Raw genomic sequence first — 17,286 nt, 5'->3', positions numbered from 1 at the left:
TTATCGGCGCCGTGGACATCACGAAGGACGCCCAGACTAGACGCAAGAATGAAACCGAAAACATTCTTCGTCAAGCGAAAGTTTCGCTATTGACGAAAATTACGTAATAAGCAAAAAGATTTCCATACTCAGGAGCACTCACATGAAAATTGAAACCAGTAGCTACTTCGCAGCCTCCGTGCCGGCAGCCGCCACCTCTCATGTTGATCGCCACCAGGCAGCACTCGTGCGCAGCGTCGAGAAATTGCGCACGACCATGCCGATCATCGGCATCCGCAACCCAAAGATCGGCTTGAGCGACAATGGCTGGGCCTATTGCAGCCCCTACGACTGGGTCGTGAGCTTTCATGCCGGCCAATTGTGGCTTGCCTCGCAGTTGACAGGAGATCCGGCATTCCTGAACGCAGCCCGCGCCCGCCGCTCGATCTTTCGGGGCATTCTGGCGCATCGCCGCGCCCAGGACCATGATCTTGGCTTCCAGTTCTCGCTCAGCTGTGTGGCCGAATGGCTGATGACCGGCGAAAAGGAAGCCCGCTCCCTCGCTCTTGAGGCCGCCAATCTGCTGCTCGGCCGGTACCGACCGGAGGGGCGCTATCTTCAGGCGTGGAACGCGCAACCGGCGCACGGCTCCATGCGCGCAGACTTCGCCAACGGGCGGATCATCGCCGATACGATGCAGAACCTTGCGCTGCTATATTGGGCGCACGGCGAAACCGGACGCGCCGACTTTCGCGAGGCCGCCGATGGCCATGCCGACACCACATTGAAGCACCTGGTGCGCGACGACGACACCAGCTTCCACACCTTCCTGTTCGACCCGAGCACCGGCGAGGCACTGCGCGGAGAGACCCACCAGGGTCATGCCGACGGCTCATGCTGGTCGCGCGGCCAGGCCTGGCTGATCCACGGCTTTGCGCAATGCGCGCGCGTCACCGGTAACAGGATCTATCTGGATGCGGCCCGCAGGCTCGCCGCCAAGGCCGAGCAACTGATGGGCAGCGACTTTGTGCCGGTGTGGGACTATGACGTGCCCGAACCCAAGACTGCGCCGCGTGACAGCTCCGCCGGCGCCATCATGGCAGCCGGCATCTACATGCTCGCCGATCAATGCGCCGCCGAAGAAGCTCAAGTCTGGCGCGAGTTTGCCGACCGCCTGATCGCGGGCCTGCTCGACACCTGCGACCTGACTGGTGACCCAGCGGCACTCGGCCTTCTCGCCCATGGTGCGGCCCATGTCGGATCAGGCTACTCCGACACCATGCTTCCCTATGGCGACTACTATTTCATGGAGGCCCTTATGCGGTCGCTCGGGCATACGCAATTCTTCTGGTAAGCAGACGAAAAGCCCGCCGCCGCGACTCCCAAAACGCGCAGGAATCTGATGGAGTGCATTTCCAATGACCGATGATCAACTCGCCACACTGACACTGCGCGACATCGCCGATGCAGCCGGCGTTTCGGTCGCATCCGTGTCGAAGGTTCTGAACAATCGCGGCGGCGTCAGCGGCGAGAGCCGCAAGAAGATCCTGGCTCTCGCCGAAGAGCTCGGCTACCTCGGGCGCAGCGCCCGTTCGCTGCACAAGGCCGGCATCGGAAGCACCGCCTTGATCGTTCCAGCCGAGTACTACTCCGGTTCGCAGTTCTACGAGGATGTGATCCGCGGCGCGCTGGACGAGGCGGCGGCGCACTCGCTGAAGGTCGACGTGCAGTTGCTGACGCTCGACGCGCAACAGAACGCAATGGAAATCGACGAATATCTGCGCGGCGCGGAACCGAGCACAGTCATCGCGGTCGGCCTGGATGACCGGGCCGCGATCGACCGGCTCGCCGCAAGCGGTGTGCCGACCGTTCTGATCAACGGCATGGATCGCTCGATGCGCATGGACAGTGTTCTGCCCGACAACTGGTCTGCGGGCTGGCTTGCGACGCGGCGCCTGCTTGAGGCCGGGCACCGAGAGATCGTGCACGTAACCCTGCCACGACGATTGTCGATGCAGCGCCGCCTTGAAGGTTTCCGTCTGGCGCTCGAAGAAGCCGGAATTGCCTTCGACCCGGACAAGCACCTTATTGATCTCGGCAAGATGGGGTTCCTGGAAACCCAGGCGCAACTGGCCACGCGCCAGGCGCTAGAGAGCGGCAGGCTCAACAAGGCGACGGCCCTTTTCTGCAGCATGGACGTGGTCGCGCTCGGCGTCATGCAGGCGCTTCAGAGCCAGGGGCTTTCGGTGCCCGACGACTATTCGATCATCGGGCTCGACGACGTGGCGATTGCCATGCACAGCCGGCCGCCGCTGACGACGATCAGCATCGATCGCCTGGAGCTCGGCCGGATCGGTGTTCAACTGCTGATGAAGCGGATCGCCAACGCCGAAGAGAGCATCACCCGCGTCAACATGGGCGTGAAGCTGATCGAGAGGGCGACCGTCGGGCCGCCCAGACAGCGCCCCGCCCGCTGACGGCATGGAGACTTGTCGGCATCACCGCCGCCGGTACGTCCCTTCGCTACCGCCTGCCCAGCTCCGATGTCCGAAACCGCCTGACCATATAACACGCGGCAAGCGCCGGACGATCGCGCGATCTTTTCTCCCCGGACCAGCGAGGATGCCTCCATGAAGAAACCCAACGTCGTCGTCATCATGGCCGACCAGCTTCGCTACGATTTCATCGGCACATCCTACATGCCGCATCTGCAGGCGCTTCAGGCCGACAGCTGTCTTTTCCCGAACGCCTATTGCGCTTCCCCGCTCTGTGTTCCCTCGCGTGGCGGGTTTTTCACCGGACGCTATCCCAATTCGACCGGCTGCCTGATCAATCCCTGGGTCGAGGCGGACAGGCAACGTGGCTTCATCCCGGATGGCATCGCCAACCTGTACGACCTCCTGTCAGCCGACTGGGATGGGTGGCATTCGGGAAAACAACACCTTATGTACCAACCGCTGCTGGAAACACGCGAAGGCACCAGGACCAAGTGGAACGCCCTTGAAGACAGTTATGGCGCGTTTCTGCAGGCCAGAGGGCATCGGCCACCCGGAGGTGCGCGCTTTCGTGGCATCGTTCCGGAGCTGACCTCCGGCGCCGTTACCTCAGTCGGGAACTATTCGCTACCGGCGACTGGTTGCTACGAGCCGGGCTTCGACAGTTTCTTCGACGGCTACATCCTGCGATCGGCGACCGACGCCATCGAGAACCGCGATCGGTCCCGCCCGTTCTTCCTCAGCGCGATGTTCCTGGCGCCGCATCCTCCATTCGATGTCCCCGAACCTTGGTTTTCGCTGGCGCGTGAATTTGATCCTCCAGACAATGTCGGCGTTTGGTTCGCCGGCCAAAGCCCGCTGCAGCTCTACAATCTGCCCGGCTTCCTCGGCGCCCGCTACAGCCGCGACGATTGGAAGGAGATCTGGCGCGTCTATGCTGGCCTGGTCGCACTTCTCGATCATTGCATCGGCGAACTCGTAAGCAGGCTGAAGGCCGAAGGCATCTACGATGAAACGCTGATCGTGTTTACGAGCGATCATGGCGAGATGCTCGGCTCGCACCGGCTCTGGCAGAAGATGTGCATGTATGAAGAATCCGTCAGGACACCCCTCATCTTCAAGCTGCCTGCGGGGATGGTGGGCATGGGCATCTGTGAGCAGCCTGTGAGCCACATCGATGTGCTTCCCACGATCTGCGAGCTCCTGGATATCGAACGCCCGGCTGATCTTCCCGGGACCTCCTTGCTGCCGGCGATGAGGGGCGGGATGACGCGCGAGCACCGGGACATCTTCATCCAGTATGACGGCAATGGCGCATTTGGCAATTTCTCGCGATGCATCATCTGCAAATCGCACAAGCTCATCGTCGACATATTCAAGGATGAAATCTTCTTCGAACTCTATGCGCTGGCAAGCGACGCGCAGGAAACGACCAACCTGGTTGTGGAACGCGCAGATTTGGCCGCGGAGTTGTTTTCCAAACTGGTCGAGCACATGCGAGTGACGGGAGACCATGTCGCGCTTGCTCCCGATGCGCTCCAACAATTCATTCTGCGTATGGATAGTGTGCACTCCGCTTAGGTTTCAACTTGTCCCGGACACCAAATGCCGGGCAGGTACCGCACACGCCTACGCTGATGTCGTGCAGAAACGAGTTACGAGAATCCGCTCCTGACGTTCCTCGCGCGTTCAGATCAGTAACGCGAACTCTCCACTCGACAACCGGAAGCCGGCAGCACGGATGCCTCCAATCCCCCGCCTTGATGGGAATGAACCCGAGGCTTCTGGAGGGAGAGGACAACGTGGAAGCGGAACACCGGTTACGGTTCTCCTTGATCAGCGAGCGACCTTGTGGACCAGATGCCACTGAATCTTCATCCAGCGGCGACTAGTGGTGCACTCTCCGGCAAAACTGAAGCCCATGGGGTCGAACGAACCCAAGACTTTCGGCTTCAGTCGATGCATTATTCGACTGTCGAGGCACATAGCGGAAACTGACCCCGATAATGAAGCGTCCGGCGCTTGTTGCTGACCAACCGAGAGCCGGCGAGCCCATTTTCGATTGAGGGCGATGTCCCAATCGTTGTGATGTTACACTTGCAGAAATACACATTCGTGTGTATCATTCTGAAGATGAAAAGCGGTGAGATCATTGCGGCCTTGCAAAAGGATGGCTGGTACGAAGTTGCCACCAAGGGCAGCCATGTTCAATTCAAGCATCCCGAAAAGCCTGGCCGCGTCACTGTTCCACATCCGAAAAGGGACATTCCGATCGGAACGTTGAAGAGCATCGAGAAACAAGCCGGACTCAAGCTGAGGTAACGAACATGCGCAATTATATCGGATTGATCCATAAGGATGCCGACAGTGATTACGGCGTGTCCTTTCCCGACTTTCCTGGCCTGATCACAGCTGGAACCGACCTCGACGATGCTCGAGCTATGGCCGAGGAAGCCTTGTCCCTACACATTGAAGGTCTAGCCGAAGACGGCGAAGCAATTCCCGAACCTTCCACACTAGAAGCGGTGATGGCAGACGCGGATAACCTGGACGGTGTTGCAATTCTTGTTGGCGTCAAGACCGAAGCCAAAAGAGCGGTTCGCGTAAACATCACCCTGCCAGAAGACGTCCTAAAGGCGATCGATGCTTTCGCCGAAGCCCATGGGCTGACGCGATCAGGCTTCCTTGTTCGAGCCGCCAGGCATGAGATCGGACACGCAAACGACGATTACAACGATCGCCATGCAGAGACGCGGCTAGGGGCCTGAACAGAACTCTGTCCGTGCCTGCCTCACCCTTCTAAGACGTTGAGGGTCTGGTGATCACAAGGCCCTCTATTCGATCCGCCTTATCTCGCCCTTCACCGCCGCCCGGGATCAAGAGCTCCGGGCGATCCAGCATTCTCCGCCATGAGCCATGCAGTACGCCTCATCGTTCCTTCATCGCGCCGGATGCGACCTCGGCCAGCGGCGAGAACAGATGTTCGAGAATGCGGCGCTGACCGCTCTTGATCTCGATGGTCACCGTCATTCCCGGCGTAAGCGGAACCGCTTTGCCGTCGACCTGAATGTCGGTCTCAATTGGCTCGATGACGACGGGATAGATGAGGTTCTGGACGCGCTGGGCGTTGCTGACGGGAACCGCCGATTGCAGATTTCCGGTCGACTTTCCCTAAGCTGGCGAGCATCATGTTTGGGAATTGCGTCGACTGCGACACGAATGACCTTACCGAAGCCGTACCGGTAGGTCTCATCAGGCCAACGTTAAATGCGTGCCCACTGCCGAAACGCAGGCACCAACCTAAGGAAAAGGCCTGCGCGCCAGATTTCGACAAGTGAACCACATATGAATGCTGCGCCTTCGGAGGCCAGAAGGCTACCAACGCTGCGACCTTCACCGGTGATCCGCGACTAAAGTGCACGCGCTTATAGACCAGATAGGCAATGGTGCGCCCGGATCGCTTTACTCCGGCTTCCAGCATGGGGGTGTCGATCGCGACGGGGCACTCGGCGTTGACGCGGATCTTGTCCGGCGCGTCGTCGCGCGCATGGTCTGCGTGAAGCGAGCCACCGCTACCTTCGGATAATGGATCACCAGACTCTTCGAGAGCGATCCAGATTGAGGGAGGCTCTGAACTCTATCGTCGTGAAGGCAATGTTTGTATCGCCGATATTAGTCAGGTCGTGGACCATTGTCTCGTTGTCCGCGAATGCAAACACCTTGCAGTCGCCAGGCAGGTAGTCTGTGTCCACTGTGTTGCCGTCGAGGTACATTGAGCGGGAGCGACCCGCTGTCAGCGCAATCCAGCAATAGTCGAGCTCATGCCGGTGAAAGCCGAGGCGCTCGCCGGGCGCGAGAATGATATGCCAGACCCGTACGATGTCCGTTTCCAACACCAGCAACTGGCCGACCTGCGTGCTTGCATTTGCCATTTCATCGCGAAGTGCTTTCGATGCTTCATGTCCAACCATCGATGCCATCCTGATTTTCATTGTCACGTAGTGGGTGTAACGCCGCCATCGATGTTGATCACGTCGCCGCTGATGAACTCCGCCATGTCAGAGGCAAGGTAAAGGACGGCAGTTGCGACGTCCTTCGCCGTCCCCAGCCGTCCGGCCGGCAATTTCGATTCCGCGAGGAACGCATCGACCGCACCGTCGATCGTCGTGCCATAACGCTCGGCAAGCGCATGCAAGAAGCCGCCGGGCCGGTCCCAGAGTTCGGTGCGAATATGAGCGGGCGCAACGACATTCGAACGGATGCCCTTCGGAGTGAACTCTCGGGCCAGCGCCTTGGAAAGCAGCGTGATCGCCGCCTTGGAGGTGCTGTAGTCCGGAAGCAGCGGATGCGGCATGCGGCCGGCTTCCGAACCACAATGGATGAGGACACCCTTTTTCTGCGCGAGCATGACCGGCAACACTGACCGCGCCATGCGGACATAGCCCATGAGATTTATGTTTAGCGTCTGTGCCCAATCCTCATCGCTCACATCGAGAAACCCGCCACGTGTTGGGCAGATGCCGGCATTATTGAAGAGGACGTCGATGCGGCCGAACGCCATCAAAGCGGCGTTCGCTACGGCTTCTCCCGCCCCTCTCTCCCCAAGATCGGCCTCGAATCTCAGCCATTGGTCTGGCGGTCCCAGATCGGCAGCCGATGACATATAGCGGCTGACGCCGACCACGCGGGATCCCTCCGCAAGGAACATCTTCGCAGTCTCCAACCCGATGCCGGAACTCGCACCGGTAACAATGACAACTTTGCCTTTCAGATCGAGGTTCATGGCTGCTACCCTTCACGCGCTTCTCGTTTGCGACAAGGATGCCACAAAAAGCGCGGAACACGTCAAGGCTCCATCTTCTGTCATCCACGCTCTGCGCTTCGTCAAAGGAGCTTCAGCTTCGTCGTGCGAGAGACCACCGATACCGCGATGACGATGATGATGCCCTTGACGATGCTCTGCACATAAGTGTCCATTCCCACTAGGTTGAGACCGTTGTTCATGATGCCGATCAGCAGCGCTCCAAAGAACGTGCCCATGACGGTCGCAGTGCCGGGGCGAAGCATCGTCATGCCGATGAACACGGCCGCAAGACCGTCCAGGAGGTAGGTCTCTCCCCCGTTCGGCTGGCCGGAACCGAGGCGCGCTGAAAGAATGATCCCGGAGATCGCTGCGAAAAGCGAACTCAACGCTAGTCCATAAACACGGTAGGAACGCACCTTGATGCCGGACAGCTCGGCGGCGCGCGCATTGCCGCCCACGGCATAGAGGTAGCGGCCGAATGTCGTGCGCTCCATGACGAACCAGGAAGTGGCAACGACCGCCAGCATAATAAGAGCCGGATACGGTAAGATGCCACCGACTTTGCCTTGGCCGATGCTGAGGTACTCAGCTGGGATGCCCCCGTAGATCGCGCGGCCGCCGGAGATCATGAAATTGATGCCCCACAGGATCGAGCCGGCAGCAAGCGTTGCGATCAGCGAAGGGACGCCCACCCCGACGACCAAGGCGGAATTGATGAGGCCGACACCGAGGCCCGCGCCGAGTGCGGCAAGGACAGCAAGCGGGATAGGCACGCCCGCCACCATCAGCAGAGGCGCGAGCAGACCGGCAAGACCGACGACATAGCCGACGGACAGATCCATTTCCTTGGCGGCGAAGCCGAAAGTCAGCCCGACGGCGACGATGGTCAGCATCGATATCTGCTGGAGGATGTTGACGAGGTTGGTGCCCGTGAAGAACCGGTCCGTGCCGATCGCGAACGCCAGAAAGAGTACGATAAGCACGGCAAGCGTGCTGTATTTCTGGATAAGCGTCCCAAGGCGTATCGGGCGGGATGGCTTTTCCGGAACGATAGTTGTTGTCATGGTCATTGGGTCACCCCCGCTATTGCATTGATGAAAACAGCCTCGCTAAAGTCGCAGCGAGCGATCTGGTCGGCATCACGGCCATTCCTGAAGGCCACGACACGATCGGCGACATGGGCGATTTCCAGAAGATCGCTTGAAGCGACGATTACGGCAGCACCCTTTTCGGCGAGCGAGGTGATGAGGTCATGGATCTCGCGCTTGGCACCCACATCCACGCCTTCAGTGGGCTCGAGAAAGACAAAGAGCTTGTATTTTCCCTCTGAGGCGAACTGCCATTTGGCGACGGAGACTTTCTGCTTGTTGCCGCCACTTAGCTCGACGACCTTCGTCTCCGTGCTCGAGGTCTTGATGTTCAACCGCTTGATCAGGCGGCGCGTCTCGGTGCGTTCGCGCCCGGCATGGACAATGCCCAACGGGCTCGCTTCCTGGATGCCGGCCATCGACATGTTTTCCCGGACGGTCCAATCCCCGATCATCGCGTTGATCATGCGATGATCGGGGATGAGGGCAGCCCCGTATCTTTTCATGTCACGCACACTGGCCCGCCCGACATCCCTGCCCTTGAACCGATAGTGGCCTTCGCCGGCAAGGCGCGGTTCGAAGAGCGACTGGGCGAACTCGAAATGGCCGGAACCGGTAAGTCCGATCAGCCCAAGGATTTCCCCGCTGCGGACCGTCAGGCCGTCCATATGGAACCGTGCGCCCTGCCAACTTCGGACATCGACGACGATCTCCGCATCATCTGCCAGCGTGCGTTCCGTCGGCGCACTGTTCAGTGAGCGATGCTGCTCGCTCGCCTGCCCGCGGTTCAGCATGAGATCGATCAATTGCCGCTCGGTCACCTGGTGGTGCTCGGCGGAAAGATGGCTCACCTTGCGACCGTCCTGCAGCACGGTTATCTCGTCGCATAGATCGATCACCTCCTGAAGGAAATGACTGATCAGGACGACGGCCATCCCGGCATCGGACAATTGGCGGATCAGGGTCCAGAGGCTCTGCTTCTCCTTGGCCGGCAGCGTTGCCGTTGGCTCGTCGAGGATCAGAACCTTTGGGCGCGAATGCAGTGCTCGCAGGATTTCGATGACCTTTTGGTCCGCGTAGGCAAGTTCGTCGACCTTGCGATTGAGTTCAATCGCCGTGTCCGGAAACCAGTGTTTCGCCAAGGTTTCCGCCTGCCGCTGGACTTCGCGTCGGTTGATGAAGAAGCGACTTTTCACCGGCTCAAAGCCTAGACAGATGTTCTCCGCCCCAGTCAGATGGGGCACGAGGCTGCCTTCCTGCGAAACGAGCGAAACACCGTTGGCAACGGCTGCTGCCGGGTTTTCGAAAGCCACCGACTGCCCCGCCATGCTGAGCGTTCCGGCCGTCGGTTGCACAGCGCCGCTCAGAATGCTGACGAGCGTCGTTTTGCCGGCACCATTCTCGCCGACAATGCCGTGCACCCGCCCCTCGACGACCTCAATGGACACGCCGTCAAGAGCCAGTGTCCCCGGCCATTGCTTCGTGATGTTCTCAAGAACAATCGACATGTTGAACCTCCGAAGTGGACGGGCGGAAACGCCGCCCGTCCGACCCGTTCACTTGCAGTTGTCCTTGGTGAAAAGCGTGGCACCGTAGTAGACGATGTCCTTGCCATTCGTGACTTCCTTCGGGTGGGCTCCATCCACCAGGACACGCTTGGCGTAACTTGCCAGGTTGACGCCCCATTCCTCGAACTGCTGCCGTCCGGTCGCAACAAACATGGAGTTCGGCTCACATATCGCCTTGATCGCTTCGGGATGTCCGTCCATGCCGGAGACAGGCACAGTCAATCCAGCCCCCTGGAGCGCAGTGATCGCTGCCTGTGCCGGTTCGTCCCACGGGGTCCAGACAGCCGTGATTTCATCGCCATAGCGGGTTGCGAAGTCCTGCACCGCGTTCACGGTTTCCTGGTAGAAGTTCGCCACGTCGAAGTTGTACTCACCGATGATCTTGACCTCGGGATACTCCTTCAGAATCGCGCGCAGCGTGTCGGTGCGCTCGCGGACCGGTTTGATCTTGTCGGTGGTGATGATGATGAGGTTGCCCTTGCCTTTCATCTGACTGATCAGGCTGAGCGATACTTCGGCAGACATTTGCCAATTGTTCGTCGTGATGTCCGCAGTCGAGCCCGGGATCCAGCCGGAATCGACCGTGTAGACAGGAATATGCGCCGCTTCTGCGCCCTTGAGGGCGTTGCTGGAAGCACGAAGGTCTGCGTAGGTCACGTAGATGACGTCGACGCCGCGGTTGATGGCATCCTCGATGTTGTTGGCGACCTTCTCCGCAGACCCTGCGGAGTCGAGATACGTAACCTCCCAGTCCGTGATCTTGTTGTCGTCCAGATATTTCTTGAAGCCGTCCTGGGTGCGCTGTTCGGCCTGGAACGCCGCGTTGCCCTGGACCCAGCCGACCTTGACCGGTTTGGCCAGCACCGGCGATGCTGCCCACAGCGCGATCATCGCAACACCGGTGAATTTCAGAACTGTCGACATGATTTCTCCTCCACTTTGTCGTCAGATTGATAGAAAGCCGCCGTCGATATTGAGATCGACACCGGTGCAGTAGCTGGCCGCCTCGCTGGACAGGAAGACCGCCGGCCCGCCTACCTCATGCGGCTGCCCCATTCGTTTCATCGGCGTCATGCCGGCGAACTTGCGGACGTTCTCGGCCACTTCCGGTCGACTGTTCATGGGGGTCGCCATGAAGCCAGGGCTCAGGCAGTTGACACGGACGCCCCGCCCGGCCCATTCGGCGGCAAGGCTTTTTGTCAGGCGGATCACCGCTGCTTTCGTCGCGTCATAATGCGCCTGCTCCAGACCGGGAATTGCGGTCGAACCGCAGATCGATGCCATGTTGAGGATGGAGCCTCTTCCACGGGCCAGCATCCGGCGCCCCTCGACCTGGCATGACCAGAAAAGCCCGTTGAGGTTGATGTCCATCATCTGCAAGAACTGCGCTTGCGGCATCGCCTCGGCGGCACCGACATTGGCAATGCCGGCGCTATTGACGGCAATATCGATCTCCCCGAGGTCGCGCTCGGCACGGTCGAATGCGGTCTCGATCGAGACGGGATTCGTAACGTCTCCCGCAAGCGCCAGCATTTGCCGGCCGGAAGTAGCGATCGCAGCCGACGTCTCACCCTGACCGGCAGCGCCAGGCATATCAAAGCAGGCAACATCTGCACCTGCCTCGGCGAGCGCAATGGCGATCGCCTGACCAAGGCCACTCGCAGCGCCGGTGACGAAGGCTCGCTTCCCACTCAGATCAAATCTGTTCACCTGCACCTCCCGAAACCTGCTGATTTTATTGATAAACCGATTGGCGCTTGGGATTGAGGACGTTGCCGTGAATTCACTCTTCAGCACTGCTGAAGAAGGCTCACAGAATGGCCCGGATTGTCCCGCCTTCCGCCCGCATCGCCATGCCATTGAGATGCGGACTGGCCGCAAGGTGCACGACGCTGCGCGCCACCTCCTCCGGCTCGATCATCCGCCGGATGAGCGACGTCGGCTCGGTTTCATCGAAGTAGTCGGAGACGACGGTGTCGCGGGTCGTCCCCTTCTCGTCGGCGATTTCCTGATGGTAGCGTCGAACAGCTTCTGTGTTCGTCGGACCGGGCAGGATGGTGTTGACCCTGACCCGGGTGCCTTTCGTCAACTCGGCAAGCGACCGCGACAGACCGAGCAGGCAGGTCTTCATGGCGCCGTAGTGGGCCATCCAGGGCTGCGGTTTGACCGCACTTTCGCTGCTTATGAACACCACGCTGCCCTCACCGCGCGCCAACATGTCTTTTAAGACCAGCCGCGACATCCGCACGCCAGTCATGACGTTCACGTCGAAATAGCGGAACCAGTGCTCGTCCGTCGTCTCGAAGAAATCGCGAACCTCGAAGATGCCGATGTTGTTGATGAGGATGTCGACGGTCCGGTGCGACTTGGCAAAGGCATAGAGCCGCTCGGCCTCACCGTCGGCCGTCAGATCACCCGCAATCCCCCGGCAGCGCGTGCCGAGAATGGCGATTGCATCCTCGACCTCTGAGGCGCTGATGCCGCTCACGGTGACATCTGCTCCCTCCGCGAGAAAGACGGAGGCGATCGCGCGCCCGATCCCCGTGGCACCACCTGTGATCAGCACCTGTTTGCCAGCAAGACCATAGTCCATTGAAAAATCTCCATGCGTCGTCGTTCGGTGGCCGGAAAGACGCACCGTCGGAGTGAGGGCGATGTGAAACGCGATCAGGCGGCGCCGCGCAGCCTTGGATACTCGGTCCTGCAGAGCTCTGCGCTGCGGCTCAGGCGCTTCACCCGCTGCAGGAGAAAATCGATGAACTCGGCCGTCCGCAAAGGCAGGCGGTGTCGCGGTTCGGACAGGAGATGGATGATCTCGGGGTCGCAGTCGAAGTCTTTGAGGACCGCGATCAACGTCCCTTCTTCCAATTCGCGAGCGACGTCCCAGGACGACACGCGAATGAGCCCTTGGCCGGCCTTCGCGAGGTCGATCAGCGCCTGCCGGTCGGAGACGATGCGGTTGCCGCTGACGCCAACAATGATCGGTTCGCCGTCAACGGCGAACACCCATTTATCAGCAATGACCTTGCCGTCGAGATAGATGAGACAGTTATGTACCGCCAGATCGCAAGGCGCGTCCGGCGCGCCGCTGCGCGCCAGGTAGTCGGGTGCGGCGCAGATGACCATCGGATTCTCGCCCAGCTTGCGGGTGGTGAGCGCACTGTCGGGCACCGCACCGAAGCGGATGACGATATCGCAGTCGTCATCAACCAGATTGACGTCGTCATCGCCGAGGATGAGGCGAAAGCCGATTTCCGGATGTGCAGAGCCGAACTCATTGGTCAGTGGGATCAGATATTTCCGCCCGAACTCCGAGGGCGCGGCAATGGTCACCGTACCGTTCGGGTTCTTCTTGCGTTGGCGCATCGTCTTGTCGAGGCGCTCGAAATCCTCAAGGATCGCCTGTGATGTCTCGAACAGATACCGTCCCTCCTCCGTCAGGCAGAGAGAACGCGTCGTCCGCTTGAGGAGCGCGACGCCGAAATGACATTCAAGCGCCTTAAGCCGCCCGCTCATCGTTGCCGGCGACAGGCCGAGTTTCGAGGCCGCGAGCGAAAAGCTGTTCGACTTGACGATCTCCGAAAAGACGCGGAGGTCCTGGATGCTGTTCATCGGCCCACCTCCGTTTCCGGCAGGAACTGCCCGAGATGGGGCATGCTCTCGACAAGACCGGCAACGAAGACTTCCACACGCGCCCGGATGATGGGATCGAGGTCATCCGGTATCTTGTTGCGGTAGATGTACTTGCGCACGCCCATGTAGAAGAAGCTCGAGTGGAAGCCCCAGACAATCTCGAGTGCCAGTTCGTCGGCCTGCGGCCCCGATGGAACGGGAACACCGGCTTCCACTGCAATCTCGGCAAAGATCAGCGGAAAGGTCGTTTCGTGCAAAAGGCCCAGATATTTCTTTGTAATCTGAGGGTCTTCCAGCGCCGAAGCGATGAAGATGCGGATCCAGCGCTCATCCAGTATGGCCTCCGTGTAGGCGGTCAGGTAGCGAACGAGGCGTTCCCGGATCGAGAGCGAGCGATCCGCAAGCAGTTCGTTCCAGCCAGGATCCCAGCGTTTCAGATAGACTTCGTCGTAGATCTTCTGAAGCAGGTCATCACGGTTCTTGAAATAGCGGTATAGCAGAGGCTGGGAAACGCCCAGCGCATCGGCGAGCTCCCGTGTCGTAAATCGAAGCCCTCTCTGGGCGACGAAATCGATCGCAAACTCCAGGATTTGCTGTTCGCGGTCGGCCGCATCAAGGTATTTTCGTGCTGCTTTTGCCATAGCCTATCGTTCCGACACACGGGTGGTGTCAGCCCTTCATGCTTTTGAAAATCAGACTTGGCTCCGACCTGAATAGCGGCCGGGAACCTCCCATGCTCTCTCCCTGAGCTGACATAAGAATTACCACCGCCACCGGAACTGATCAAGTGATAATTTATCATTTGATAATTTCCGTGTCAGATGGACCGCACCAGGAAATCCAGAAACCTACGGATTCTTTGCGGCACATGCGTCTGGGCCGAGTAGATTGCCGAAATCGGTTCGCTCTCCCCTGCATCCCATGGCTCGAGCAGCCGCACGAGCCGTCCTTCGGAAAGATCACGGTCGATGTGAAACCCGGAAAGCCGCCCGATGCCAGCCCCTGCAAGCGCGAAGTGCCTGATGGATTCGCCATTGTTGACGAACAGCCGCCCACTCACATCGACATAAACCAACGTCCCGTCGGCAGGATCTCTGAACTGCCAGGTATTGAGGTGTGGGCGCCCGCCAAAAGTCAGGCACGCATGCTGGCGCAACTCCTCGGGACGCACCGGCTCACCGTGCCGGGCCAGATACTCCGGTGCGGCAACGACGTGCCTGGGTGATTCCAGCAACCGTCGGGATCGGAGCGAAGAATCGCGGAGGGAACCGGTCCGGATCGCGATGTCGGTCTTCTCGGCGATCAGGTCGACCGGCTCGTCGCTGAACTCGATATCGATGCGCATGCCTGGGTTTTCGTCGAGAAACCGGACGACGAGAGGTGACAGCACGTGCGTGCCGAAAGGCAGGTTGGTGCTGACTTTCAAGAGCCCGCCGACGGCCTCCGCCTTGCGGGCAATCTTTGCTTCTGCCTCGTCAATTTCTTGCACGATTGCGCGTGAGGTCTTGTAGAAATCGGTTCCCTCAGTGGTCAGGCGGAAACTGCGGGTCGAGCGTACGACCAACTGGACGCCCAAACGTTTTTCAAGCCGCGTGACCAGCTTGCTGACGGCCGATGGCGACATAGAGAAGAGCCGGGCGGCCGCCGAGAAACTGCCAGCATCGACAATCGCCACGAAGACTTCCATCTCAAGAGCGCGGTTCTGCATTGCGGCGACCTTCATGAATTATGTTCACTTCAGTTATTCCCCAAAGCCACCTAGCTGACCAGAGGGCAAACCGTCATCCTCTCGCCCACACGTCTCAAAGGGAGGAATCCATGTATCAAAAACGCGCATTGATCGTCGGTGCGACGGGTATCGTCGGGCTGAACGTCGCAGAACATCTCAGAGACCTCGGCGGCTGGGAAATCCACGGCGCCTCACGCCGGCCACCGCTTGGATCGTCCTATATCAAGCCGCACGCCGTTGATCTGTTGAAGCGGGACGAGGCGATTACCGCCCTCTCCCACTTGGCGCCGACGCACGTCTTCTACTGCTCCTGGACGCTTGGGGCGAACGAAGACGAGAACATTCGCTTCAACGGCGACATGCTGAAGAATGTGCTCGACGCCTTCAAGGACAAGGGCTGCCTGCAGCACGTCGGCGTTGTCACAGGCACGAAGCATTATCTCGGGCCTTTCGAGGACTACGGCAAGGTCCAGCCGATCACGCCGTTCCGCGAAACGGCGCCCCGGCTGCCGAAGAAGAACTTCTACTACGAGCTCGAAGACATCGTAATGGCCTATGCCGCCGAGCACAGGTTCGGCTGGTCGGTCCATCGCTCCCATACGATCATCGGCTATGCGGTCGGCAACCTCATGAACATCGGCGCGACGCTTGCCACGCACGCCTCGATCTGCAAGGCGACCGGCCGGCCATTCCGTTTCCCTGGAAGCCCGACTGCCTATCGCGGCCTCAATGACATCACCGATGCACGGATCCTCGCCAAGCAGATCGTCTGGGCTGGCACCGAGCCGAACGCCCGCAACGAAGCGTTCAACGCGGTCAATGGCGATGTCTTTCGTTGGGAACAGCTGTGGCAGACGATCGCCGACTACTTCGAGATCCCGGTGGCGGACTACCCCGGGCAGTACAACTCCCTTGCCGAACAGATGAAAGATCTCGGCAACGATTGGGCTCGCCTTGTCGGCGACCATGGCCTTCAGCCGAACAAGCTCGATCGTCTCGCCTCGGCCTGGCACACCGATCTCGACCTCGGGCGCCCGATGGAATGCGTGCACTCGATGGCAAAGGCGAGAGCGCTCGGCTTTGCCGAGACGCAGGATACCGAACGCTCCTTCATCGATGTGTTCGACCGGCTCAGGGCGGAACGCATTATTCCCTGATCTGAACAGACATTAGCTGCACAGACGGTCGTTGGGTGGTCGCACTTGCCCACTCGGCGACCACGTGCATTTTCCCGCAAGCACACCGAACGATGTGTAGTGCAAAAGGGCGGTTAGTGCCGCCCTTGTTTTGCTATGCCGCCTTTGAACGCGCCGAGGTCTTGTTAATCGACGTGACGGCCAAGTTGGTGAGCTTGTTGTTGGTCGCCTTCTCCTGGTCGAGGATCTCGCTCAAAAGCTTGTGCGCTTCATCATGGCCGAGGTCCTTGGCCCATTCGCGAAGCGAGCCATAGCGGGCGATCTCATAGTGCTCGACAGCTTGGCAGGCGGCCAGAAGACCGGCGTCCAGCGCTGTCCCTTCGGCCTCTTTCATCAAACCGTCGGCCTCCTTGATCAGGCCCTCGATGGCATCGCACTTTTCGCCGGATGCCGTCTTGCCGATTGACTTGAAGACCTGCTCCAACTTCTTGATCTGCTCTTTCGTTTCCGAAAGATGCTCCTCGGCCGCCTTCTTCAGTTCAGCGCTTTTCGCGGCCTTGGCGACCTTTGGAAGCGCCTTCGTGATGGCGTTCTCAGCGAAATAGACATCCTGCAGCGTGTGTTCGAAGATATCAGCCAGCGATTTCATAAACTCTCTCCTTGGCAAATGATTGCAGGGGAGAAAGCATCCAACGGCGGAATCGTTCCGGCTCGTATGTCTGAAATACAGGACGCCCTAGGCATCGCTTCGTCGAAATCGATGTGCGTCAAGGGAGTTTTGGTGGGTGATCACGGGCTCAACCGTGGACCCGCTGATTAAGAGTCAGCTGCTCTACCAACTGAGCTAATCACCC

The 17,286-nt window shown here is 59.6% G+C and carries 17 protein-coding genes, 1 tRNA gene and 1 pseudogene; 6 read left to right on the top strand and 13 right to left on the bottom strand.

Features of this window, described 5'->3' with window-relative positions:
- The first annotated feature begins 142 nt into the window (after window positions 1-142).
- The 5 genes from BLJAPNOD_RS24260 (at window position 143) to BLJAPNOD_RS24240 (ending at window position 5,242) form a co-directional block, all read left to right on the top strand.
- Window positions 143-1,333, top strand: a complete 1,191-nt coding sequence (locus BLJAPNOD_RS24260) for a glycoside hydrolase family 88 protein (protein WP_115421735.1) — start codon at window positions 143-145, stop codon at window positions 1,331-1,333.
- Between the two features lie 64 nt (window positions 1,334-1,397).
- Entirely contained in the window at window positions 1,398-2,456 is a 1,059-nt protein-coding gene (locus BLJAPNOD_RS24255; protein WP_115421734.1) for a LacI family DNA-binding transcriptional regulator, read from the top strand.
- Between the two features lie 153 nt (window positions 2,457-2,609).
- The gene (locus BLJAPNOD_RS24250; RefSeq protein ID WP_115421733.1) at window positions 2,610-4,055 is read left to right on the top strand and encodes a sulfatase-like hydrolase/transferase; all 1,446 of its coding nucleotides are present in this window, start codon (window positions 2,610-2,612) and stop codon (window positions 4,053-4,055) included.
- Between the two features lie 552 nt (window positions 4,056-4,607).
- Window positions 4,608-4,796 carry a type II toxin-antitoxin system HicA family toxin gene (locus BLJAPNOD_RS24245; protein ID WP_077505054.1) on the top strand — a complete coding sequence of 63 codons (189 nt, stop codon included), beginning with the start codon at window positions 4,608-4,610 and terminating at the stop codon, window positions 4,794-4,796.
- 5 nt (window positions 4,797-4,801) lie between these two features.
- A complete protein-coding gene (locus BLJAPNOD_RS24240) occupies window positions 4,802-5,242 on the top strand; it encodes a type II toxin-antitoxin system HicB family antitoxin (RefSeq protein WP_115421732.1) in 441 nt (146 codons plus the stop codon).
- A gap of 495 nt (window positions 5,243-5,737) precedes the next feature.
- On the opposite strand, the pseudogene BLJAPNOD_RS36485 reads toward BLJAPNOD_RS24240, so the two are convergent.
- The 11 genes and pseudogenes from BLJAPNOD_RS36485 to BLJAPNOD_RS24185 form a co-directional block, all read right to left on the bottom strand.
- Window positions 5,738-6,053, bottom strand: a pseudogene (locus BLJAPNOD_RS36485) (SDR family oxidoreductase); the annotation flags it as partial.
- Window positions 6,054-6,064: 11 nt separating this feature from the next.
- On the bottom strand, window positions 6,065-6,445 hold the full coding sequence (locus BLJAPNOD_RS24230; protein WP_244611065.1) for a hypothetical protein: 381 nt from the start codon (window positions 6,443-6,445) through the stop codon (window positions 6,065-6,067).
- Between the two features lie 23 nt (window positions 6,446-6,468).
- The gene (locus BLJAPNOD_RS24225) at window positions 6,469-7,257 is read right to left on the bottom strand and encodes an SDR family oxidoreductase (protein ID WP_115421730.1); all 789 of its coding nucleotides are present in this window, start codon (window positions 7,255-7,257) and stop codon (window positions 6,469-6,471) included.
- Window positions 7,258-7,358: 101 nt separating this feature from the next.
- Window positions 7,359-8,348, bottom strand: a complete 990-nt coding sequence (locus BLJAPNOD_RS24220; protein WP_077505040.1) for an ABC transporter permease — start codon at window positions 8,346-8,348, stop codon at window positions 7,359-7,361.
- Window positions 8,345-9,874 (bottom strand): sugar ABC transporter ATP-binding protein, encoded by a 1,530-nt coding sequence (locus BLJAPNOD_RS24215; RefSeq protein WP_077505039.1) that lies wholly within the window; start codon window positions 9,872-9,874, stop codon window positions 8,345-8,347. The genes BLJAPNOD_RS24220 and BLJAPNOD_RS24215 overlap by 4 nt, the downstream gene beginning before the upstream one ends.
- A 48-nt stretch (window positions 9,875-9,922) precedes the next feature.
- Complete coding sequence (locus tag BLJAPNOD_RS24210) at window positions 9,923-10,858, bottom strand: substrate-binding domain-containing protein (protein WP_077505038.1); 936 nt, start codon at window positions 10,856-10,858, stop codon at window positions 9,923-9,925.
- Window positions 10,859-10,879: 21 nt separating this feature from the next.
- Entirely contained in the window at window positions 10,880-11,644 is a 765-nt protein-coding gene (locus tag BLJAPNOD_RS24205; RefSeq protein ID WP_115421729.1) for an SDR family oxidoreductase, read from the bottom strand.
- 100 nt (window positions 11,645-11,744) lie between these two features.
- Window positions 11,745-12,527, bottom strand: coding sequence for an SDR family oxidoreductase (locus tag BLJAPNOD_RS24200; protein ID WP_077505036.1), 783 nt, complete (start codon window positions 12,525-12,527; stop codon window positions 11,745-11,747).
- Between the two features lie 74 nt (window positions 12,528-12,601).
- On the bottom strand, window positions 12,602-13,546 hold the full coding sequence (locus BLJAPNOD_RS24195; protein ID WP_115421728.1) for a LysR family transcriptional regulator: 945 nt from the start codon (window positions 13,544-13,546) through the stop codon (window positions 12,602-12,604).
- A complete protein-coding gene (locus BLJAPNOD_RS24190) occupies window positions 13,543-14,208 on the bottom strand; it encodes a TetR/AcrR family transcriptional regulator (protein WP_077505034.1) in 666 nt (221 codons plus the stop codon). Before BLJAPNOD_RS24190 ends, BLJAPNOD_RS24195 begins: the two co-directional genes overlap by 4 nt.
- Window positions 14,209-14,384: 176 nt before the next feature.
- Complete coding sequence (locus tag BLJAPNOD_RS24185) at window positions 14,385-15,290, bottom strand: LysR family transcriptional regulator (RefSeq protein ID WP_077505033.1); 906 nt, start codon at window positions 15,288-15,290, stop codon at window positions 14,385-14,387.
- Window positions 15,291-15,385: 95 nt separating this feature from the next.
- Between BLJAPNOD_RS24185 and BLJAPNOD_RS24180 the strand changes: the two genes are divergently transcribed.
- Window positions 15,386-16,453, top strand: coding sequence for an SDR family oxidoreductase (locus BLJAPNOD_RS24180; RefSeq protein WP_077505032.1), 1,068 nt, complete (start codon window positions 15,386-15,388; stop codon window positions 16,451-16,453).
- Window positions 16,454-16,586: 133 nt separating this feature from the next.
- Here BLJAPNOD_RS24180 and BLJAPNOD_RS24175 read toward each other — a convergent pair whose 3' ends face one another.
- Complete coding sequence (locus BLJAPNOD_RS24175) at window positions 16,587-17,081, bottom strand: ferritin-like domain-containing protein (RefSeq protein ID WP_077505031.1); 495 nt, start codon at window positions 17,079-17,081, stop codon at window positions 16,587-16,589.
- A 130-nt stretch (window positions 17,082-17,211) separates the two neighbouring features.
- Window positions 17,212-17,286, bottom strand: a tRNA-Lys gene (locus tag BLJAPNOD_RS24170).

Origin of the sequence: Ensifer sp. M14 (assembly GCF_003355565.1) — a bacterium.
Classification (GTDB): domain Bacteria; phylum Pseudomonadota; class Alphaproteobacteria; order Rhizobiales; family Rhizobiaceae; genus Ensifer.
The sequence above is the reverse complement of the archived record's forward strand: the minus strand, read 5'-3'. Positions and strand labels throughout refer to the sequence as shown.